Source organism: Nocardia sp. NPDC049190 (genome assembly GCF_040648115.1).
In the GTDB taxonomy this organism is placed as follows: domain Bacteria; phylum Actinomycetota; class Actinomycetes; order Mycobacteriales; family Mycobacteriaceae; genus Nocardia.
Genome location: NZ_JBEZDE010000004.1, coordinates 173,573 through 194,668, shown reverse-complemented (window position 1 = coordinate 194,668; position 21,096 = coordinate 173,573). Strand labels below are relative to the sequence as shown.

Annotated in this window: 20 protein-coding genes; 11 read left to right on the top strand and 9 right to left on the bottom strand. The window is 67.2% G+C overall.

Features of this window, described 5'->3' with window-relative positions:
- Positions 1 to 5: 5 nt before the first annotated feature.
- Positions 6 to 245 (top strand): hypothetical protein, encoded by a 240-nt coding sequence (locus AB0B25_RS06245; protein WP_357175501.1) that lies wholly within the window; start codon positions 6 to 8, stop codon positions 243 to 245.
- A 197-nt stretch (positions 246 to 442) separates the two neighbouring features.
- Here the strand turns inward: AB0B25_RS06245 and AB0B25_RS06240 are convergent, their stop codons facing one another.
- On the bottom strand, positions 443 to 1,252 hold the full coding sequence (locus tag AB0B25_RS06240) for a transporter substrate-binding domain-containing protein (RefSeq protein WP_357175498.1): 810 nt from the start codon (positions 1,250 to 1,252) through the stop codon (positions 443 to 445).
- Positions 1,245 to 1,607, bottom strand: a complete 363-nt coding sequence (locus AB0B25_RS06235) for a hypothetical protein (RefSeq protein WP_357175495.1) — start codon at positions 1,605 to 1,607, stop codon at positions 1,245 to 1,247. The genes AB0B25_RS06240 and AB0B25_RS06235 overlap by 8 nt, the downstream gene beginning before the upstream one ends.
- 61 nt (positions 1,608 to 1,668) lie before the next feature.
- Here AB0B25_RS06235 and AB0B25_RS06230 point away from each other — a divergent pair, with 61 nt between their 5' ends.
- Positions 1,669 to 2,634 carry a quinone oxidoreductase gene (locus AB0B25_RS06230; protein WP_357175767.1) on the top strand — a complete coding sequence of 322 codons (966 nt, stop codon included), beginning with the start codon at positions 1,669 to 1,671 and terminating at the stop codon, positions 2,632 to 2,634.
- Positions 2,635 to 2,685: 51 nt separating this feature from the next.
- Here AB0B25_RS06230 and AB0B25_RS06225 read toward each other — a convergent pair whose 3' ends face one another.
- Positions 2,686 to 2,820, bottom strand: a complete 135-nt coding sequence (locus AB0B25_RS06225; RefSeq protein WP_357175492.1) for a hypothetical protein — start codon at positions 2,818 to 2,820, stop codon at positions 2,686 to 2,688.
- Between the two features lie 99 nt (positions 2,821 to 2,919).
- Between AB0B25_RS06225 and AB0B25_RS06220 the strand changes: the two genes are divergently transcribed.
- On the top strand, positions 2,920 to 4,260 hold the full coding sequence (locus AB0B25_RS06220) for an FAD-dependent monooxygenase (protein ID WP_357175490.1): 1,341 nt from the start codon (positions 2,920 to 2,922) through the stop codon (positions 4,258 to 4,260).
- Here the strand turns inward: AB0B25_RS06220 and AB0B25_RS06215 are convergent.
- Positions 4,253 to 5,242, bottom strand: a complete 990-nt coding sequence (locus AB0B25_RS06215) for a heme o synthase (RefSeq protein ID WP_357175487.1) — start codon at positions 5,240 to 5,242, stop codon at positions 4,253 to 4,255. The genes AB0B25_RS06220 and AB0B25_RS06215 overlap by 8 nt on opposite strands.
- Before the next feature lie 803 nt (positions 5,243 to 6,045).
- Between AB0B25_RS06215 and tkt the strand changes: the two genes are divergently transcribed.
- From tkt to AB0B25_RS06180, 7 genes are all read left to right on the top strand, one after another.
- Positions 6,046 to 8,187, top strand: coding sequence for a transketolase (tkt, locus tag AB0B25_RS06210; RefSeq protein ID WP_357175485.1), 2,142 nt, complete (start codon positions 6,046 to 6,048; stop codon positions 8,185 to 8,187).
- Positions 8,188 to 8,193: 6 nt separating this feature from the next.
- On the top strand, positions 8,194 to 9,330 hold the full coding sequence (gene tal / locus AB0B25_RS06205) for a transaldolase (protein ID WP_357175482.1): 1,137 nt from the start codon (positions 8,194 to 8,196) through the stop codon (positions 9,328 to 9,330).
- Positions 9,331 to 9,370: 40 nt separating this feature from the next.
- On the top strand, positions 9,371 to 10,912 hold the full coding sequence (gene zwf / locus AB0B25_RS06200) for a glucose-6-phosphate dehydrogenase (RefSeq protein WP_357175764.1): 1,542 nt from the start codon (positions 9,371 to 9,373) through the stop codon (positions 10,910 to 10,912).
- Complete coding sequence (gene opcA, locus AB0B25_RS06195) at positions 10,909 to 11,817, top strand: glucose-6-phosphate dehydrogenase assembly protein OpcA (protein ID WP_357175479.1); 909 nt, start codon at positions 10,909 to 10,911, stop codon at positions 11,815 to 11,817. Before zwf ends, opcA begins: the two co-directional genes overlap by 4 nt.
- Positions 11,810 to 12,565, top strand: a complete 756-nt coding sequence (pgl, locus tag AB0B25_RS06190; protein ID WP_357175476.1) for a 6-phosphogluconolactonase — start codon at positions 11,810 to 11,812, stop codon at positions 12,563 to 12,565. The genes opcA and pgl overlap by 8 nt, the downstream gene beginning before the upstream one ends.
- Before the next feature lie 141 nt (positions 12,566 to 12,706).
- Entirely contained in the window at positions 12,707 to 15,034 is a 2,328-nt protein-coding gene (locus tag AB0B25_RS06185) for a thiamine pyrophosphate-dependent enzyme (protein ID WP_357175473.1), read from the top strand.
- 47 nt (positions 15,035 to 15,081) lie between these two features.
- The gene (locus AB0B25_RS06180) at positions 15,082 to 15,561 is read left to right on the top strand and encodes a hypothetical protein (protein ID WP_357175470.1); all 480 of its coding nucleotides are present in this window, start codon (positions 15,082 to 15,084) and stop codon (positions 15,559 to 15,561) included.
- A gap of 8 nt (positions 15,562 to 15,569) precedes the next feature.
- Here the strand turns inward: AB0B25_RS06180 and AB0B25_RS06175 are convergent, their stop codons facing one another.
- Together AB0B25_RS06175 and AB0B25_RS06170 are read right to left on the bottom strand one after the other, a co-directional pair.
- Entirely contained in the window at positions 15,570 to 16,172 is a 603-nt protein-coding gene (locus tag AB0B25_RS06175) for a hypothetical protein (RefSeq protein WP_357175467.1), read from the bottom strand.
- 61 nt (positions 16,173 to 16,233) lie between these two features.
- Positions 16,234 to 17,223 carry an alpha/beta hydrolase gene (locus AB0B25_RS06170; RefSeq protein WP_357175464.1) on the bottom strand — a complete coding sequence of 330 codons (990 nt, stop codon included), beginning with the start codon at positions 17,221 to 17,223 and terminating at the stop codon, positions 16,234 to 16,236.
- 54 nt (positions 17,224 to 17,277) lie between these two features.
- On the opposite strand from AB0B25_RS06170, the gene AB0B25_RS06165 reads away from it, so the two are divergent.
- The gene (locus AB0B25_RS06165; RefSeq protein ID WP_357175461.1) at positions 17,278 to 18,126 is read left to right on the top strand and encodes an SDR family NAD(P)-dependent oxidoreductase; all 849 of its coding nucleotides are present in this window, start codon (positions 17,278 to 17,280) and stop codon (positions 18,124 to 18,126) included.
- Positions 18,127 to 18,544: 418 nt separating this feature from the next.
- On the opposite strand, the gene secG is transcribed toward AB0B25_RS06165, so the two are convergent.
- From secG to AB0B25_RS06150, 3 genes are all read right to left on the bottom strand, one after another.
- Positions 18,545 to 18,778, bottom strand: coding sequence for a preprotein translocase subunit SecG (secG, locus tag AB0B25_RS06160; RefSeq protein WP_357067777.1), 234 nt, complete (start codon positions 18,776 to 18,778; stop codon positions 18,545 to 18,547).
- A gap of 82 nt (positions 18,779 to 18,860) precedes the next feature.
- On the bottom strand, positions 18,861 to 20,462 hold the full coding sequence (locus AB0B25_RS06155; protein WP_357175459.1) for an MFS transporter: 1,602 nt from the start codon (positions 20,460 to 20,462) through the stop codon (positions 18,861 to 18,863).
- Between the two features lie 79 nt (positions 20,463 to 20,541).
- Positions 20,542 to 21,039 (bottom strand): Lrp/AsnC family transcriptional regulator, encoded by a 498-nt coding sequence (locus AB0B25_RS06150; RefSeq protein ID WP_357175456.1) that lies wholly within the window; start codon positions 21,037 to 21,039, stop codon positions 20,542 to 20,544.
- Between the last annotated feature and the right edge of the window lie 57 nt (positions 21,040 to 21,096).

Sequence of the window (21,096 nt, the reverse complement as noted above, 5' to 3'; positions counted from 1 at the left end):
TCAGCATGAGCGAGCATCTATCCCCCTCCGATCATGACGCCGAACTCGCGCCACTCGCGCCGATCTCGGTCGGTCTCGGCCTTGTGATGATGGTCGCCGCGCTGTTGTCGATCGTCAGAATCCCGAGCTGGGCAATCGATTACGGAATCATGGTGATCGCAGCGGGTGTCCTCTACCTGAGCATCGCCGGAGGGCTGGTGTACTGGGGCGTCGACCGTCTGCGAAATCATTCCGGCGACAACTGACGTCGCGGAGCCGAACACTTGGCATCACGACGAATTTCGAGATTCCATCGGCGTACGGACGCTGGTCAGCCATAGAGGTGCCGGCCGGAGCCGAGCCGGAGCGCATGGCGAGCGAAGTCGCACAGGCATTTCGGGCCGGTGCGGACATCGGCGTCGGACCGCGGCGAACTCACACCGCCGACGGCCCCGAAACACGCTCAGCCGGCGGACGCGGTCGGCCCGATCCACTGGTCGAACAGCCGGTCCACCGAACCGGTGGCAAGTTGGGTCGCCAAGTAGGCGTTGAGCGCGGTGGCCACAACCAGATCGTTCTTTCGAACCAACAGCACTTTGCCGAACGAGTCGTAGGGCGTCTCCGGGTGCAGTACCTGCAGGTCCGGGTGCTGACGAACTCGATAGCGGCCCTCGACCGCGTCGGTGACGAACACATCGGCGCGGCCCTGTTCGATCTCACCGAAGATGGTCAGATTGTCGGGCCACAACGTGAGCTGCGCTTGCGGGAAGTTCGTGCGCGCGAATTCCTCGTTCGTCCCACCACGATTCGCGATCACCCGTACGCCGGGACGGTTTATCTCCTCGATGGACGAGTAGGCAGCACCGTTCGAGCGGCGGGTGATCGGAGCCTTGCCATCGGTCCCGTAGGTGATCGAGAAATCGGCGAAGGCATGACGCGACGCCTGGTCGGAGATGCCACCAACCGCGATATCGCAGTTTCGCTCGACAAAATCCGTCTTCAACGTCGCCCAGGTCACGGGCACGAATTCGATCGGACGACCGAGTGCGGCGGCGAATCCGCGAGCAAGTTCGATATCGACGCCGCGGTAGCCACCGGCACCGTCACCGATCGAGTACGGGGGATAGTCCCCAGGTGTACAGGCACGCACCACTGTCGCCACACCGTTGTCCGGCTGCGCAACCGCCGGAATCGCTACTTCGACAAGGGCGGTCCCCCCGGCGACCAAGACCGCGGCGACTCGGCAAGACAGCCGAGTAATCCGACTACGCACGGCTGGAGTTCTCGTTGCGTGCGGTGGGGAAACGGGTTTGCCGGGCGACCCATCCCGCCATCTTGGCCCAGTGCCCCTGACGCGGGGTGACGATCGAGACGAGCTCGCGATCCCACTCATCGGCCTCGGTAAGTCCGTCGACGACGGCGACCAGTTCTTCGGCAGTGTCCAAGTCGGCGACAACACGGTCACCCAGGATCCCGTCGGCGCCCACCAGGGTGACCCGGACGCCGACGCGCCCGAGTGGCTGAAGTACCGCCGTCGCCGATTTGCCGTGGTCGGCGACGAAACCCTTGACCGAGTCGATGAGGGACGCCGACAGTCTCGTTGGGGCGGTGGCGGTTCGAACACTCATGGCAGGCAGTTTACCGACCGGTAGGAAGCGGCCCGCCTCTTTGGGTGTAGAACTGTATTTCATGCACGCTATTCAGGTTTCCGAACACGGTGGTCCAGAGGTCCTGAAATACGTGGAGGTACCCGATGCGCAGATCGGGCCCGATCAGCTGCTGGTCGATTCGCAGGCGATCGGCATCAACTTCATTGATACCTACATCCGCAGCGGACGCTACCCGCAGGACGTCCCCTACATCCCGGGCGCCGAAGGCACCGGCGTGGTCACCGAGATCGGCGCGAATGTGACCGAGTTCGCGGTCGGTGACCGGGTCGCGTGGGCGGCCGCGCCGGGAAGTTACGCACAGAAGGTGGCGGTCAACGCCCAGGACGCGCTCGCGGTGCCGGACGGCGTCGATCCGCCGGTGGCCGCGTCGGCGCTGCTGCAAGGAATGACCGCGCACTATCTCATCGAGTCGATCTACAAACCGGCGCCAGGGGAAACCGTGCTGGTGCACGCGGGGGCAGGCGGTGTCGGGCTGATCCTGACCCAGCTCCTCACCGCGCGCGGCGTCCGGGTGATCACCACGGTGTCCTCGGACGACAAGGAGGCGCTGTCCCGAGCGGCAGGCGCCGCCGAGGTACTGCGTTACGGCGAGCATCTCGCCGAGCAGGTGCGCAAGCTCACCGACGGCGTCGGTGTGGCCGCGGTCTACGACGGCGTCGGCGCCGCGACCTTCGAATCCAGTCTCGCCTCGTTGCGCGTACGCGGCATGCTCGCACTGTTCGGCGGCGCCAGTGGCCCGGTACCGCCATTCGACCCGCAACGTCTCGGTCTGGCCGGTTCACTCTTCATTACGCGCCCGACCCTCGCGCACTACATCCGCGACCGCGCCGAACTCACGTGGCGCGCGGGCGATGTGCTCGCGGCGATTGCCGACGGCACACTGAACATCCGGATCGGCGCGACCTACCCGCTCGCCCGTGCCGAGCAAGCGCATCGCGACCTGGAAGGCCGCAAGACCACGGGTTCCATCGTTCTTCTTCCCTGAGCCGGGCCGGAAGTACGGCGGTGGGTGATTCGGGGGATTTCCCACTACCGCTCAGAAATCTCGCCCGGTGAGCCCGCGGTAGACGAACCGGGTCAGGCCGTCCACCGCCTGTTCGTCGGTCAGGTCGACGGTGCCGTCCTCGACCGCTGTCAGCAGACTCTGCGTGAGCAGAAACATCATCGCCAAGCTGGCATCGGGCGTACTGGGCAGGCGTAGCCCCAGGTCGGCGAAGCCGGTCCCACCGGCCTCACCCTCGCTCTCGATCTCGCCCGCCGAAACATCCCGGTGCGAATCATCGACAAGGCCGCAGAATTCTTCGCGAGTTCCCGGGGTGACGGCATCCAGCCACGAACTCTGGAGGTATTCGACGACCTGGGTGTGCTCGACGCGGTGCACGCCGCCGGAATGCCGACGCCGCAGATGCGAGTTCACCTCGACGGCACGTTCGTCACCACGCGCAGAATGTGGGAGCCGATCGAGCCCACGCCCACCATCCCGTACCCGAACCCGTGGGTGCTCGGCCAGTCCGGAACCGAGCGCATCCTGCGTGATCGGCTCGCCGAGTTCGGCGTGCAGGTCGAACTCGACACCACACTCGTCGACTTCGACCAGGACGACAGCGGCGTCACCGCGATGCTGGAGCTAGCTGGCGCGGGCGAGACTGTGCGCGCCACCTATCTGATCGGCGCCGACGGCGGCAAAAGCACCGTACGCACCATGCTGGGCATCCCCTTCGAAGGCAGCACCGACGAGTCGATCCGGATGTTGCTCGGCGACGTACGAGCCGATGCGCTCGACCACGAGTTCGGCTACTGGTTCGCCGCCCCGGACCGGCCGATGGCGGGGATCGCATTGTCCCCGTTGCCCGGCGGACATCATTTCCAGTTCGCCGCGCCGTTCACAGGCGAGACGCAGCCGAGCCTCGAACTGCTGCAGAACTACCTGAACCACTATTCCGGACGCGATGACATCACCCTCACCGACCTCACCTGGGTCACGGTGTGGCGGCCGAATGTCCGTCTCGCGCGACGATTCCGGGACGGACCCGTCTTCCTCGCCGGTGACGCCGCGCACGTGCATCCGCCCACCGGCGGCCAAGAAATGAACACGGGCATCCAGGACGGCTACAACCTCGGCTGGAAACCGGCCGCCGCCCTCGCCGGCGACGATACCTTGCTGGACAGCTACGAATCCGAGCGCAGGGCGGTTGCCGCCCGGGTGCTGGGGCTGAGCTCCGACTTGCTGGACAAGCTCGTCGACGGTGACGAAGACGCGATGCAGCGCGGACCGGAAACCCGGCAGTTGGACATCAGTTACCGCGATCCCGCCGCACCCGGAACGCCGGCCGTGGGAGATCGTGCGCCGGACGCACCGCTGGAAGACGAAGCGGGACGGCCGGTTCGACTGTTCGACCTGTTCCGAGGACGACACGCGACGCTGCTCTCATTCGGCGTAACCGCCGTGGCGGCACCGGGGATCCGCGCGTATACGGTGGCCCGTCCGGGAACACAGGTGGCAGGGCCGCACGTGGTAGACGTGGACGGGCACGCGTACGCCGCCTACGCCGCGACCGCGGGGGCCCAGGTGCTCGTGCGACCGGACGGCTATCTCGGCGCGATCAGCTGAAGACGCTGCCGATGGTGTCCCAGCCGAGCACCGAGTCCACCGCGAGGCCGCAGAACACCACGGCCAGATAATTGTTCGACTGCAGGAACAGCCGCAGCGGCTTCACCGATTCACCGCGCCGTACACCGGCGTACAGCTGGTGGGCCATGAGCAGGAACCACGCCCCGGCCACCAGCGCGACGGCCGCGTACACCGCACCGGTCGCGGGGACGAGGGCCAGCGTGGTGAGCACGGTCAGCCAGGTGTACACGACGATCTGCTTGGTGACCGCCTTCTCGGTGGCGACCACGGGCAACATCGGCACGCCCGCCGCGCGGTAATCCTCCTTGTAGCGCATGGCCAGCGCCCAAGTATGCGGTGGCGTCCAGAAGAAGATGACGCCGAACAGTGCGATGGCCGGCCACCCGATGCCTCCGGTGACCGCCGACCAGCCGACCAGAGCGGGCATGCAGCCCGCCGCACCGCCCCACACCACATTCTGGGAAGTACGGCGCTTGAGGCCGAGCGTGTACACGAAGACGTAGAACAGGATCGTCGCGACGACGAGCAGGCCGCTGAGCAGGTTGGCCTGCCACCACAGCCAGCCGAACGAGCCGACACCCAGCACCACGCCGAACACGAAGGCATTTCTGGTCGGCACCGCGTCCCTGGCCAGCGGCCGCTTGGCGGTGCGCTTCATGACCTTGTCGATGTCCGCGTCGGCTACACAGTTCAGTGTGTTCGCGCTGGCCGCGCCCATCCAGCCGCCGAACAGCGTGGCCAGGATCAACCGGATGTCGACCGTGCCCCGCTCGGCCAGCAGCATGGTCGGGATGGTGGCGACCAGCAGCAGTTCGATCACGCGGGGCTTGGTCAGCGCGATGTACGCCAACATCCGGCGGATCAGTCGGGACGGTAGGCCCGGCCCGGTGAACCGGTCCGTCAGCGTCGTCGCGGAGGAGCCGTGTGCGCCATCACCACCCGGCTGTTGCCCAATCCGCACTGTCTCTCCTCGCACGCTGTGCATCGCATCCGGCATAGACCAGCAGCGCGCCCCTACCGGAGGGTAAGGATGCGCCGGTACCGGACCTTCGTCCGCCCCAGCACCCGCTCCGACCCGGTACAGCGCGGCTACTACTACAGAGGATGGTAGACCCCCGCCAGCCCTCCCTCTCCCCTCACCCCGCACACCCCGCCGGCATGCGACCGACGAGACCAGCTGATCCAGACAACCCCGACCACCCTCGCTCGAAGCCTCCACCACCTACCGCCTCCCCCTCCATACGCCCTTCGGACACCTCGAATCCCCTCCTCGTGCAGCCACCGACCGCCACGAACGACGCGACCACCTGCGCAGCCCGCACTGCCTACACGACCCCCCACCAGGAACCCTCCCACCCCACACGGTTTGCCACCCACAAGGCACCGTTCCCAACCCACGTGCCACCAACGCGCGAGGCCATCGAGCCGAGCGACCGAAGCGCACGCGCCGAAGGCGCAAGTCTCGGCCGCTCGGACGCGAGCCACAAAGGGGCCGCGAACCCGCAGCGCCCAAGGCGCTGCCGATCCAACACAGCAGGCACTGCCGATCCAACACAGCAGGCACTGCCGATCCGACACAGCAGGCACTGCCGATCCAACACAGCACGCTACGAAACCAACACACACAGGGTTACCGCTGTGCCGGTCAACGAGCACATCTAGGGTAGATGGGGAAACCGGTTTGCATGCCGTAGCTGGTGCGCGTTCATCGCCATCAGTAACCCATCCGCCGTCGACGAAACCAACGTCAGGAGAATCTCGGTCGTGTCGATCACAGACGACATCCGCGCCCTCACTCAGCCGAACTACCCGGACGACTGGACGGATCTGGACACCAAGGCCGTCGACACCATTCGGGTGCTTGCCGCGGAGGCGGTGCAAAACACCGGGAACGGTCATCCTGGTACCGCGATGAGTTTGGCGCCGCTGGCGTACACGCTCTACCAGCGCACGATGCGCATCGATCCCAGCGATCCCAGCTGGGTGGGCCGGGACCGGTTCGTGCTGTCGTGTGGTCACTCCAGCCTCACTCAGTACATCCAGCTGTATCTGGCCGGTTTCGGTCTGGAGTTGGTCGATCTGGAGCACCTGCGCAAGTGGGGTTCGCTCACCCCGGGCCACCCGGAGTTCCGGCACACCGACGGCATCGAGATCACCACCGGCCCACTCGGCCAGGGCCTGGCCTCGGCCGTCGGTATGGCGATGGCGGCGCGGCGCGAGCGCGGGTTGTTCGACCCGGACGCTGCGCCGGGCACCAGCCCGTTCGACCATTTCATCTACGTGATCGCCTCCGACGGTGATCTCGAGGAGGGCGTCACCTCCGAGGCGTCGTCCCTGGCGGGCACCCAGCAGCTGGGCAATCTCGTCGTGATCTACGACGACAACAAGATCTCCATCGAGGACGACACCACCATCGCCTTCACCGAAGACGTCGCCACGCGGTATGAGGCTTATGGCTGGCATGTGCAGGTGGTCGAGGGCGGCGAGGACGTCGTCGCGATCGAGGCCGCGCTGGCCGCCGCCAAGGCGGAGTCCGGCAAGCCTTCGATCATCGTGCTGCGCACGATCATCGGCTACCCGGCCCCGCACAAGATGAACACCGGCGCGGCCCACGGCGCGGCGCTCGGCGCCGACGAGGTGGCCGCCGTCAAGAAGATCCTCGGGTTCGATCCGGAGCAGAGCTTCCAGGTGGACGATGCGGTCATCGCGCACACGCGCGGAGCTGTCGAGCGCGGTCGGGCCGCGCGCCGGCAATGGCAGCAGTCGTTCGACGCGTGGGCGGCGGCGAGCCCGGCGAACAAGGCGCTGTTCGATCGCCTCACCGAGCGACGACTTCCGAAGAACTGGGCGACGAATCTGCCGACCTACGAAGCAGATCCGAAGGGTATGGCCACGCGCAAGGCGTCCGGCAAGGTCTTGGCCGCGCTCGCGCCGGTGCTGCCGGAGCTGTGGGGCGGTTCGGCCGACCTCGCCGAGTCCAACAACACCACCATGTCCGGCGAGCCGAGCTTCGGCCCCGAGTCGATCTCGACGGGGATGTGGAAGGCCAACCCATACGGCCGGACGCTGCACTTCGGGGTCCGCGAGCATGCGATGGGCGCCATCCTCAACGGAATCGCGCTGCACGGTCCGACCCGGCCCTATGGTGGCACCTTCCTGGTGTTCAGCGACTACATGCGTCCAGCGGTGCGTCTGGCCGCGCTGATGCGGGTACCCGCGATCTACGTCTGGACGCACGACTCGATCGGGCTCGGCGAGGACGGTCCGACGCACCAGCCGATCGAGCACCTGGCCGCGTTGCGCGCCATTCCCGGTCTGAATGTGGTTCGTCCCGGCGACGCCAACGAGACCACCTACGCCTGGCGCACCATTCTCGAACGCGACAGCAGTGAGCACTCCTCGCACTTCTCGGTCTCGGAACTGCCGCATCAAGACGGCCCTTCGGCGCTGGCGCTGACCCGCCAGGAGCTGCCGATCCAGGAGGGCACCAGTTACGAAGGCGTGTCGAAGGGCGGCTACATCCTGGCCGAGGCGTCCACCGGCACTCCGCAGGTGCTCTTGATCGCTACCGGATCAGAGCTCCAGCTCGCCGTGGCCGCCCGCACTACGCTGGAGGAGCAGGGCATCGGAACTCGTGTGGTGTCGATGCCGTGTGTGGAGTGGTTCGACGCGCAGGACAAGGCTTACCGGGACGAGGTGCTCCCGCCCGCGGTCGCCGCCCGTGTCGTGGTCGAGGCCGGTATCGCGATGCCGTGGCACCGGTTCGCCGGTGACGCGGGTGAGATCGTGTCGATCGAGCACTTCGGCGCCTCCGCCGATTACAAGACTCTGTTCCGCGAATTCGGATTCACACCGGAAGCCGTCGTTGCCGCCGCGCAGCGCACGCTCGAGAACGTGAAGGGATAAGCGCTCATGGCACAGAACGAAAACCTCGCCGCCCTCGCCGCGGCGGGAGTATCCGTGTGGCTCGACGACCTGTCCAGGAATCGGATCCAATCCGGCAACCTGGCCGACTTGATCGCCACCCGCAGCGTTGTCGGGGTCACCACGAACCCGACGATCTTTCAGGGTGCACTGAGCCAGGGACACGCCTACGACAGCCAGGTGAGCGAGCTCGCCACCCGAGGTGCCGACGCCGACGCCGCGATCCGCACCATCACCACCGACGACGTCCGGGCAGCGTGTGACGTGTTCGCCCCGGTGTACGAAGCGACCGGCGGCGTGGACGGCCGGGTCTCGATCGAGGTCGACCCCCGTCTGGCGTTCGATGCGGAGAAGACCACCGCGCAGGCTGTCGAACTGTGGAAGATCGTCGACCGGCCCAATCTGTTCATCAAGATCCCGGCCACCGAGGAAGGCCTGCCGGCGATCACCGCGGTGCTCGGGGAGGGCATCAGTGTGAACGTCACGCTGATCTTCTCGGTCAAGCGCTACCGGGCGGTAATGGGCGCATATCTGGAGGGTGTGAAGAAGGCGAAGGCCGCCGGACACGATCCGGCCAAGATCCATTCGGTCGCGTCGTTCTTCGTGTCCCGAGTGGACACCGAGATCGACAAGCGGCTGGAGGCGATCGGCACCGCGGAGGCGCTCGCGCTGCGCGGGAAGGCCGGTGTCGCCAACGCCCGGTTGGCCTACGCCGAGTACCAGGATGTGTTCGACGGCGGCGAGCACACCTCCACCTATGTGAACCTGGCCGCCTCCGGCGCGAATCGGCAACGGCCGCTGTGGGCTTCGACCGGTGTCAAGAACCCGGACTACCCCGATACCCTGTACGTCACCGAACTGGTCGCACCGAACACGGTCAACACGATGCCGGAGAAGACCCTCGAGGCCGTGGCCGATCACGGCGAGAACCGCGGGGATGCTGTCAGTGGCACTGCCGCAGCCGCCAAAGAGGTCTTCGACCAACTCGAGGCGCTCGGCATCGACCTGGACGACGTGTTCGCGGTCCTCGAGCGCGAGGGCGTGGACAAGTTCGAGAAGTCCTGGGAGGAGTTGCTTTCCGCTACGGCCGAGGAATTGAACTCGGCCTCGACCGGGAACAGCTGATCCGGTGGCCGGCACTGCCGCTACGGGCAAACCAGCCACGATTTCCCGGCACAACCCGCTTCGTGACAAGCGGGACAAAAGGCTCCCGCGCATCGCGGGTCCGTGCAGTGTGGTGATCTTTGGAGTCACCGGTGACCTCTCCCGCAAGAAGCTGATTCCGGCCATCTACGACCTGGCGAACCGGGGGCTGCTGCCCCCGGGCTTCGGGCTGGTCGGCTTCGCCCGCCGCGATTACGACGATGACGAATTCGCCGGGCACGTCCTCGACGCGGTGAAGGCGCACGCGCGCACCCCCTTCCGCCAGGAGGTCTGGGACCACCTCGCCGAGGGAATCCGCTTCGTGCAGGGCAGCTTCGACGACGACGCCGCGTTCGCCAACCTTGCCGACACCTTGGCAACCCTGGACAAGGAACGCGGCACGGGCGGCAACCACGGCTTCTACCTGTCGATCCCGCCGAATATGTTCCCCCTGGTGCTCGATCAGCTTTCCCAGCATGGGCTGGCGCAGCCGACGGGCACCGACGAGGCGGGCCGCAAGCCCTGGCGGCGGGTAGTGATCGAGAAGCCGTTCGGGCATGACCTGCACAGCGCCCAGGAACTCAACGCTCTGGTCAACCGGGTTTTCCCGGAGGAGACGGTGTTCCGCATCGACCACTACCTCGGCAAGGAGACGGTGCAGAACATCCTTGCGCTGCGCTTCGCCAACCAACTCTACGACCCGATCTGGAATGCCAACTACGTCGACCACGTGCAGATCACCATGGCCGAAGACATCGGCTTGGGTGGTCGCGCCGGCTATTACGACGGTATCGGCGCGGCGCGGGACGTGATCCAGAACCATCTCCTGCAGCTGCTCGCGCTCACCGCGATGGAGGAGCCGATCAGCTTCGAACCCAAGCAACTGCAGACCGAGAAGATCAAGGTGCTCTCGGCGACCAAGCTCATCGAGCCACTCGATGAGACCACCGCGCGTGGACAGTACGCGGAAGGGTGGCAGGGCGGCGAGCATGTGGTCGGCCTGCTGGACGAGGCGGGGTTCGACCCGGAGTCGCGCACCGAGACCTACGCCGCGATCTCGCTCGAGGTGAACACCCGGCGCTGGGCCGGCGTGCCGTTCTTCCTACGCACCGGAAAGCGGCTGGGTCGCAGGGTGACCGAGATCGCGGTCATCTTCAAGCGGGCCCCACATCTGCCGTTCGACCAGACCATGACAGCGGAGCTGGGGCAGAACGCACTGGTCATCCGGGTCCAGCCGGATGAAGGCATCACCACGCGGTTCGGCTCGAAGGTGCCGGGCTCCGGTATGGAGGTGCGCGACGTGAACATGGACTTCAGTTACGGCGAGGCGTTCACCGAGTCCTCCCCCGAGGCCTACGAGCGTCTGATCCTCGACGTGTTGCTCGGGGTGCCCTCACTTTTCCCGGTCAATGCGGAGGTCGAGTTGTCTTGGCGCATCCTGGATCCGGTGCTCGAGCACTGGGCCGCCGACGGTAAACCCGAGCAGTACGAGGCGGGCACCTGGGGGCCGCCGTCGGCTGACGAGATGCTCGCCCGCACCGGGCGGGAATGGCGGCGGCCATGATCGTCGACATGCCTGCCACCACGACCGGTGAGGTCACCAAGCGCCTGGTGCAGTTACGGGAGAGCAATGGCGTGACCACCATGGGCCGAGTGCTCACCTTGGTCGTGTGCACGCTGGACAGCTCCGAGGCCGAGGACGCGATCGACGCCGCGAACGATGCCAGCCGCGAACATCCCTGTCGAGTGGTGGTGCTCGCGCGCTGCGACCGGGACGCCCCGACTCGGCTGGACGCGCAGATCCGCGTGGGCGGCGACGCGGGAGCGGCAGAGGTGATAGTGCTTCGGCTGCGGGGCGAGTTGGTCAACCACGAAAGCAGTGTTGTCATCCCGTTCCTGCTGCCGGATACCCCGGTGGTCGCCTGGTGGCCGCGCGGTGCCCCGGAATTCCCGTCCAAGGACTCGGTGGGGCGCCTGGCGACCCGTCGCATCACCGACGCCACATTCGCCGCCGATCCGCAGGCGACGATCAAGGGGCGACTGGCCTCCTACGCGAGCGGAGATACCGATCTGGCGTGGAGCCGGATCACGTACTGGCGCGCGTTGCTGGCCGCTGCGCTGGACGAACCGCCGTTCGAGCCGGTGGAGTCGGTGCTGGTGTCCGGGCTGCGCAACGAGCCCGCGCTGGACATGTTGGCTGGCTGGCTGGCCGGCCGGCTCGGATGTCCGGTGGTACGCCGCTCGGGTGCGCTACGCGTGGAGGTGCACCGCACGTCGGCCGCGATCGCGATCGAGCGGCCGCAGACCGGCCGCACCGCGACGCTCACCCGAACCGGCGAACCGGACCAGCGGATCGCGCTGGCGCGCAGGGAGACTCGCGACTGCCTCGCCGAGGAACTACGCAGGCTGGATGCCGATGAGATCTACGCGGAGGCACTGGCCGGAATCGAGAAGGTGAGTTATGAGTGACCACACCGATTCGACATTCCCCGGTGATACCGTCGAGGTCCACGCCGACCCCGACGCACTGGTCGCCGCGGCGGCGGTCCGGTTCGTCGCGGTCGTCGTCGCAGCCCAGGCGGAGCGGGGCTCGGCGTCGGTGGTGCTGACCGGCGGCGGCACCGGCATCGGGCTGCTCGAGCGGGTGCGCAAGTCGCCCGGCGACATCGACTGGTCCCGGCTCGATGTGTTCTGGGGCGACGAGCGATTCGTCCCCGCGGGCGATCCGGACCGCAACGATCTGCAATCCCGACAGGCACTGCTCGACCACGTGCCGGTGGACCCGGCGCGGCTGCATCCGGTGGCAGCCTCCGACGGTGAATACCCGGACCCGGTGGAGGCCGCCGCCGAGTACTCGGCGGTCGTGCACGCCTATCTGGCCGAGCACGGCGCGTTCGACCTGCATCTGCTCGGCATGGGCGGCGAGGGACATGTGAACTCGCTGTTCCCGCACACCGATGCGGTGCGCGAGGAGCACGAACTCGTTGTCGCCGTGACGGATTCGCCGAAGCCACCGCCGGTCCGGGTGACGCTGACCCTGCCCGCTATCCGTCGCGCTCGCCATGTGGTGCTGGTGGTGAGCGGCGCGGCCAAGGCCGAGGCCGTCGCCGCCGCCCTCGGCGGTGCGGACCCGGTGGATATTCCGGCGGCGGGCGCCACCGGTATCGATTCCACCACGTGGCTGGTGGACCAGGAGGCGAGGACCGCGTTGCGTTGATCGTGCGGGCCGTCGCCCGCCGCGGCCCGCACCCCACCCCGCACAGCAGGAATCGACAGTTGTCCAAAACTTCGTCCACTACCGGAAGCACGCCGTCGGATAAGGCATCCGACCGGCACAGTTCTACGGGATGATCGTTCGATGACCGATCAGGCAACGGATCTGGACGAGCAGTTCCGTATCGCGATCTCGGCGCTTTCCCCGCGGCCGGAGCGTCCGACGAGTCAGCCGATCGAGCCGGGCAGCACGATTACCGGCGCAACATGCCTGGAGCTGTTCGCCGCGCAGGCGACGAGTCGACATCTCGATCTCGCGGCGCGCCGGCTCGGCAGTTCCCGGCGCGGGTACTACAGCATCGGATCCTCCGGCCACGAGGGCAACGCGGCGCTGGCCGCTGCCCTGCGAACTTCCGATCCCGCCTTGCTGCACTACCGGTCGGGGGCGTTCTTCGCGCATCGCGCCCGGAGCGTGCCCGGCCTCGACCCGATCCGGGACGTGTTGCTGGGGGTGGTCGCCGCGGCGGCGGATCCCATTTCCGGTGGGCGGCACAAGGTATTCGGCAGCGCGGCAGCGAACATCATCCCGCAGACCTCCACCATCGCCTCACACCTCCCGCGTGCGGTGGGGCTGGCATTCGCGATCGATCGCGCGGCGCGGCTGGGTGTACCCGCACCGTGGCCGTCGGATTCGGTGGTGCTGTGCAGCTTCGGCGACGCGTCCGCGAACCACTCCACTGCGACAGGTGCGATCAACACCGCCGTGCACACCGCCCACCAAGGAATTCCGATGCCGATCCTGTTCGTCTGCGAGGACAATGGCATCGGCATCAGCGTGCCGACGCCGCCGGACTGGATCGAACAGGCATACAGCCACCGGCCCGGTTTGGCGTACTTCAGCGCGGACGGATGCGATCCGCGCGACGCGCTGACGACCGCGGCCACCGCCGCCGAGTGGGTCCGGGACCGCCGCGAGCCCGCGTTCCTGCGGCTACAGACCGTCCGCCTGCTGGGCCACGCGGGCTCGGATGTGGAGGCCGCATATCGTCGACCGGCCGACATCGCCGCCGATATGCTGCGCGACCCGGTGCTTGCGACCGCACGGCTACTGGTTACCTCCGGCGCCGCGACACCCGCCGAAGTGGTGGAGCGCTACGACGACCTCGGCCGCCAGGCCGCTGCGACGGCCGAAAAAGTCTGGCGTGCACCGAAACTCAGCTCAACGACGGCGGTGACCGCTCCGATCGCACCACTGCGCCCCGCCCTGGTGCGTGCCGACGTACTGCGGATCGCCGCGCTCTCCGGTAATAGACAGTCGGCCACCGCGGACAACGGGCGGGTAAGGCCACCGGTCACCGCGACCACGCACGATGTGCCCCACCCGGCAACGCCGGGCGATCCGACGACCCTCGCCCAGTCGATCAATCTCACGCTCACCGACCTACTGATCCGCGATCGGGACGTACTCGTCTTCGGCGAGGACGTCGGCCGCAAGGGCGGAGTCTACGGCGTGACGAAAGGCTTACAGAAGCGGTTCGGCGCCCGCCGCGTCTTCGATACGCTTCTGGACGAGCAGAGCGTCCTCGGCACCGCGCTCGGCGCGGGTTTGGCCGGATTCGTGCCGATCCCGGAAATCCAGTACCTCGCCTACCTGCACAACGCCGCGGACCAGGTGCGTGGTGAAGCAGCCACGTTGTCGTTCTTCTCCGATGGCCGTTACCGCAACCCGATGGTGGTCCGGATCGCCGGGTACGCCTACCAGAAGGGCTTCGGCGGCCACTTCCACAACGACAACTCGATCGCCGCACTGCGTGATATCCCCGGCCTGATCCTCGCGTCACCGTCGCGCGCCGACGATGCCGCGGCCATGCTGCGCACCTGCGTGTCCGCGGCCCGGGTGGACGGCAGAGTGTGCCTGTTCCTGGAGCCCATCGCGCTGTATCACACTCGCGATCTGTACCGGCCCGGCGACGGCGGCTGGCTCGCGCCCGCTCGCCCGGCCGAGCACGTCGAGATCGGGCGGGCTCGCGTCTACGGCGACGGCGCCGATCTGACCTTGGTCAGTTTCGCCAATGGCGTGCCGATGTGCCTGCGCGTCGCACACCGACTTGCCGAGCGCGGCATCTACGCGCGCGTACTCGACCTGCGCTGGCTAGCGCCGCTGCCGGTGGATGATCTGCTTCGGCACGCCCGCGCAACCGGTCGTGTCCTCGTCGCGGACGAAACCCGCCGCTCCGGTGGCGTGTCCGAGGCGGTGTGCACGGCCCTGATCGATGCGGGTTTCGCGGGTCGTGTCGCGCGGGTCGCCAGCGAGGACAGTTTTGTCCCGCTCGGCCCGGCCGCCGACACCGTCCTGCTCGCTGAGAGCGTGATCGAAACCGCGGCGGGTGAACTCCTCGCTGACGTCACCCGTGCGCACCGACGGCACGCCGGCGCGCTGGTTTCCCGGGAATTCGATTCGACCGAGGAATAGTGGAATACCGTCATGGTGACGGTGACCAGCAGCGAAAGGACACGGCGATGACCACGATGTCCATGCTCGGAGAGGTACGGCCGGAGCATGATCGCACCGGGGACGGCGATCTGGTGCTCCTGCACTATCTGCGTTCCTTCCGCAAGCCGGTCCTGGAGGTATGGTCGGCGGCCACCGAGCGCAGCCAGCTCGCCCGCTGGTTCGGTACCGTCGTCGGCGGCAACGGCAACCTCACGATCGAGCCGCTCGACGGTCCCATCTCCGGCCCGATCGCCGTGCGCGTCGACCACTGTCAGGCGCCCCACGAATTGGTCGTGCACATCGACGGTTGCCTGCTCGAGGCCAGCATGACCCAGGTCGGCGTAGTCACCACTGTCGAGCTGACCCGCCGTCATCTCTACCCCGCCGACGCGAGCGCCGTCGGCCCGCGCTGGCAATACCTGCTCGACCGCCTCACCGCCTACCTCGACTATCGGCCACTGCCCCGTTGGTCGGATTACCCGAAACTGGCCGCGGAATACCGATAGCCCTCGCTTCAGAAGAAGAACCCGGCGATGCCCCAGCCGGGGCGGGCTTGGGCTTCACGAATCCATGCGATGCAGGATTCGATGGCGGCCAACACCTCGTGGTCGACCGCCTCACGGTCGCACGGCGTGGTCGACTCCCATTGGACCAGGGCTTCGGCGCACTGTTCGGGACTCCATTCGCCGTAGCCGGGCAGGCCTTCGGGCTGAGGCAGCCCGGAGGGCAGGGCGTGGTACATGAAGGTACGAACGCTGATCGCCTTGATGCCGAGTGCGGCGAGCCCGTCGTCGACGTGGTCGAGCCAGCGGCCGCGGAAGGCGGAGAAGTATCGGGTGTCCACAAACCTGCCGTAGAACTGGCAGATCGTTTGATAGGCATAGCCGTATTGGAACCCGTAGGACGGATCGAAAGGGCCGCCATCGATGACGGCGCGCACCGCGTCGCATCGGGTGGGCGCGCCATTCGCGATCTCCTCGGCGAACCAGTCGTCGTCGTGGGCCAGCTGAGCCTTGAAACGGCCACCGATCATTCGCCGGAGCTTGTCGTCCCCAGACCCGATGGCGCCGGAGGTTCTGTCCAGTTCGACGACGTAGACGCTCAGACAATAGCTCATTCACCAGACAGTAACGGTGGCCACCGACAGTGAACAGCACTGAGCCCAAGGGCATTTGAACTCAGAACAGCGCACCGGGGGGATGCGCGTCGAGATCCCGCAGATGCGCGGTGATCAGCTCGTTCACCTCCGCGGCGCGCTCCAACTGCACGAGGTGGCCCGCGTTGGCGATCTCGGCGACCTCGCGGAGGCCGGGGACGTGCTCGCGCATCGTCGCCAGCGGATCGCGGCCGCTGAAGCCCTCCATGTCGGGGTCCCGATCGCCGTACAGGAAGTACGTCGCGACCGTGACCTCTGCGCCGGCGAAGTCGGCGGTCAGCTCCCAGTTACGGTCCAGGCTGCGATACCAGTTCAATCCGCCGGTAAACCCGGTGCGCTCGAAATCTCGCGCCAGAGTGTCCAACTCGTCGATGTTCAGCCAGCGCCACGGCAAGGTGGGCGCCGCGGGAAGGACATCGAGGTATCCGGTGTCCTCGGCGGGGAAGCGCCAGGTGTCCAGGTAGTGATAATCGGCGCTGAGCGCGTAGTACACACGGGCGAGGAACTCGCGTGGGCACGCGCCGAGTTCCGCGTCGGCAATGCCGGGGGTCTGAAAGTAGTTCAGGTGCAGGAAGTGTCGCGCGGCCGCCTTCGACCACAGCTGCGAGGGGGCGCGTGGCGGTCGAGGCGTGAACGGGTTGTTCAGGACGATGAGGCCACGCACCCGTTCCGGCGCCCGCAACGCCAGCTCCCACAGCAGGGCGGCGCCGAAATCCAGGCCGACGAACACGGCTTGTTCAGCTCCGAGATCGTCGAGCAGACCGAGCAGGTCCGCGCACACCGCACGGTTCGTGTAGGCCTCGAGGTCATCGGGGATGTCGGTCTGCCCGTAGCCTCGCAGGTCCGGGGCGATGGCGCGATAGCCCGCGGCGGCGACTGCCGGAAGCTGGCGATGCCAGACGTACCAGGTGTGCGGAAATCCGTGGCAGAAGACCACCGGCGCACCTTCCCCCTGCTCGGTGACGTGCATGCGGATCCCGTTCGTCGTCACGAACCGCTGCGCGAACTCCACTCCGGCCTCCGTAACATAGAACGCGTTCTTGTTTCACGGTAATGTCCAGGATTCGTGAGTGGAATACCCGACAGGCTCGAAGGCAAGCTCGCGGTGGTCACCGGCGCCAGCCGCGGCATCGGCAAAGGAATCGCGCTGGAACTGGGTGCGGCAGGCGCCACGGTGTTCGTCACCGGACGCTCGGTCACGCCCGGTCAGCTGCCGGGCACCGTACACGAAACCGCCGCCGAGATCGCCGCTGCGGGCGGCGTCGGCATCCCGTTCGTCTGCGACCACCGGGACGACGACGCGGTGCAGCGGTTGTTCGAGCTGGTCCGCACCGAACACGGCAGGCTGGACGTGCTGGTCAACAACGTCTACAACTCCCCCGCCGCCGCCCGCAGGCTCGGAAAGCCCTTCTGGGAGGTTCCCCCGACGGCATGGGACGAGACCTTCGACGTGGGCGTTCGATCACATTACGTGGCGACCTTTTTCGCCGCCGGGCTACTGATCGAGTCGGCCGGGCTGATCGTCAACATCTCCTCTCCCGGCGCGCGGAGATACCTACACAACGCGGTCTACGGAGTCGCCAAGACCGCACTCGACCGGCTCACCGCCGACCTGGCGCACGACCTTGCCGAGACCGAAGTGACCGTGGTCTCGCTATGGCCTGGAATAGTGAATACCGAACTGCTGCAATCAGTTCCGGCCGATTCCGATGGGCGGCGTCTGATCACGCTGCCCGGCGAAGGGACATTCGATCTCGCCGAGGCGCAGACGCCACACTTCCCCGGGCGCGCGGTCGTCGCATTGGCCACCGACCCGGGGCGCCGCGCTCGTACCGGATCAGCTTGGCGGGTAGCGGATCTCGCCGATTATTACGGCTTCACCGATATCGACGGACGTGTTCCGCGAGCCGAATGACCGCAGTCAGACCACGGCGAGAAAGCGTTGTTCCGAACGCCACAAGCCTGGCCGAGCGCACCAGACCAGGTGGAGCTGCGCGTACTCGACATTGCGATAGGCGACGCCGGAGTGCGCCGGACAAGTACGCAGGACCGGCTGGCCCGGATCACCGCTCGGAGGGCGGCGGCTACGGCGTGGTCACACCGGTCCGGTGGCAGCGGCCGGCACCGAACGATCGGCATGATGAGGTCGATCGGCGGCGCGGCCGCCACGGTGTGCACGATGCCGCGACCGCGGGGGGCGCGGCGCTGGGTCCTGCCACAGGCCACTACCGGACCCGCTCGGGGGTAGTACCGGGCCTGCCCTGGACCAGTCGTCGGGCCGCTTTCGTCATCGCCGCGATCGCACCGTCCGGTGAGCGTGGTGACCAGTCAGGTCAGGCGAACTTGATCTCCAGTCCGATACCGAGGATGGCGATGAGCCAGATCACCCCGGTGAAGATGGTGATGCGGTCGAGGTTCTTCTCCACGACGGTCGAACCGGACAGGCTGGATTGCACACCGCCGCCGAACAGGCTGGACAGACCTCCACCCTTGGCGCGGTGCAGCAGCACCAGCAGCACCAGCAGCACGCTGGTGATGATCAGGAGGATATCCAGGAACATCCGCATGCCCGACAGTGTATGCGGTCGGCGGAATCCCACCGAATCAGGCACGCACCCGCACGCCGTGCGGCCGCCGCACCCGGTTCGGCTAGCGCCGATCCACCGCGACGAGGTGGGTGGCCTGGTCCTCGTCGCCGGTGGTGAACCGTGCGACCGCCTGCTCGCGAAGCTGGTCCTGGGCGGTGAGCCGAACCTGATGCTGGTGCATGTGTTCGGCCCAGGACCGCACGACGAACGCCTCGACGAAGCGATCGATCACCCCGACGTCACGGTAGAGCCGCCACTCCATCGCGCCGGTGCGCTGCCGAGAACGGCCGACGAACACCATCGCGGCCAGGAACTCCTCGACGTCTTGCTGCGGCACGTCGTAGTTGCGCAGAATCAGCACCGGGCCGTCATCGGGATCGGGTTCGACGACCAACTGCGGTTCCGGCCAAAACGCCGACGGGGTCAGGTCGAGTTCCTCCGGGTCGTGCCGGATCGGTAGCCAGACGGTGCTCAACGCGCAGACCACCAGCAGCGCCGCGGCCCACAGCAGCGCCGACACCGAGCCGAGCGCGTTCGCGACCAGACCCCAGACCAGCGAGCCGATCGCCTGGCCGCCCATGAATACCAGCAGATACACCGAGAGCCCGCGCGCACGTACCCAGGCGGGCAGCAACAGTTGCATGGTCGCGTTCATCGTGGACATCGCGAGCAGCCAAGCCAGCCCGGCGAAGACCAGCAAAACCAGGACCGCCGGCACGTTTCGCAGCACAGCGGTTCCGGCTGTCCCGAGCCCGAACAAAATCGCGGCAGTGGCCAGCCGCTGTGTCGGCGTGAGCAGACTTCGCAGTCGCGACAACGTGGCGGCGCCGAGCACCGCGCCGACCCCGAGCGCACCGAGCATCAGGCCGTAACCGGCGGACGACAGCTCGAGCCGATCCCGAGCGATCACCGGAAGCAGCGCCCACACCGCGCTGGCCGGTGCGATGAACAGGATCGAGCGCAGTAGCACCCGACGGATCGCCGGTGCGGCCCGAATGAACCGGGTGCCCGCCTGCAACGCCGCGAGTGGGCGTTCGGTGGGCAATCTCCGATCGGTCACCGGCCTGCGCCACACGGTGAGTACCGCGACTATCCCGCCGAAGGACACCGCGTTCAGCGCGAACACCAGCGTCGGACCGGCCAGCGACACCAACACGCCGGCCAGCGCGGGGCCGACGGCCCTTCCGATGTTGATGTTCATGCTGCCCAGTGCCGCAGCCGCGGGAATCTGCTCGCGCGGTACCAATTCCGGCTGGATCGCCTGCCACGCGGGCGCGGTCAGCGCCTGCCCGCAGCCCAGCAGGAACAGCAGGGTCAGCAACACCGCGGGGGTGGTGTGCCCGGTCGCGGTCGAGATCACCAGTACCACCGCGAACACCGCCATCGTCGACTGCGCGCCGAGCAGCAGCCTCCGCCGGTCCACCAGGTCGGCGATCACTCCGGAAGGAATGGCCAACAACATCACCGGCAGCGTGATAGCGGTCTGCACGAACGCCACCAGCGCCGCCGCGTTGGGTTCGTCGACCACGATCCACTGTGCCCCGACGGTCTGCATCCAGGTGCCCAGGTTCGACACCAGTTGGGCGACCCACAATGCGCGGTACACCGACGAACGCATCGGCGCCCAGGTGGAGCCTGAGACGGTCGGTGCGGCAGCGTTCACTTGCCGAAGCTTAGCGGTGGACAGGAACAGCTCCGCAGGGGTGGATGGCGGTCGGTGGATACAAGGGCCGTCCGGCGAGTCAGCGGGTTCCCTGGGGGGCGGTGCGGGAGCGGGCGGGACCAGCGGGTTCGATGCAGCGGGACTGGACGTGTTCGTAGGCCATGGTGGTCTGCACGTCCGCGACCTCACGGCGTTCGGTGAGGCGGTCGATGACGAACGCGTACACCCCGTTGACGTCCGGGACCGCGATATGGATGAGGAAGTCGTGGGCGCCCGAGGTGACGAACAGGCCGATGGTCTCGGGCAGCCCCGCCGCCCACTCGCGAAACCCTTCGATGACCGGGCGGGCCGGCGGTCGGATGCGGACCGAGATCAGGGCCTGGACCGGACGCCCGGCAGCTTCGAGGTCGAGGGCGGCGTGGTAGCCGGTGATGACACCGTGCTCGCGAAGCAGTCGCACCCGTTCCAGCGAGGTGGAGGGAGACACTGCGGTCTTGGCGGCGAGGTCCCGGTTGGTCTGCCGTGCATCGTTCTGTAGCTCTCGCAGAAGCGCACGGTCCAGCAAATCAAGTTCCACGAAATCTCCAATTCGCCACATTAAGTTCGGCACATAGTGCAATATCCCAGATGTTTA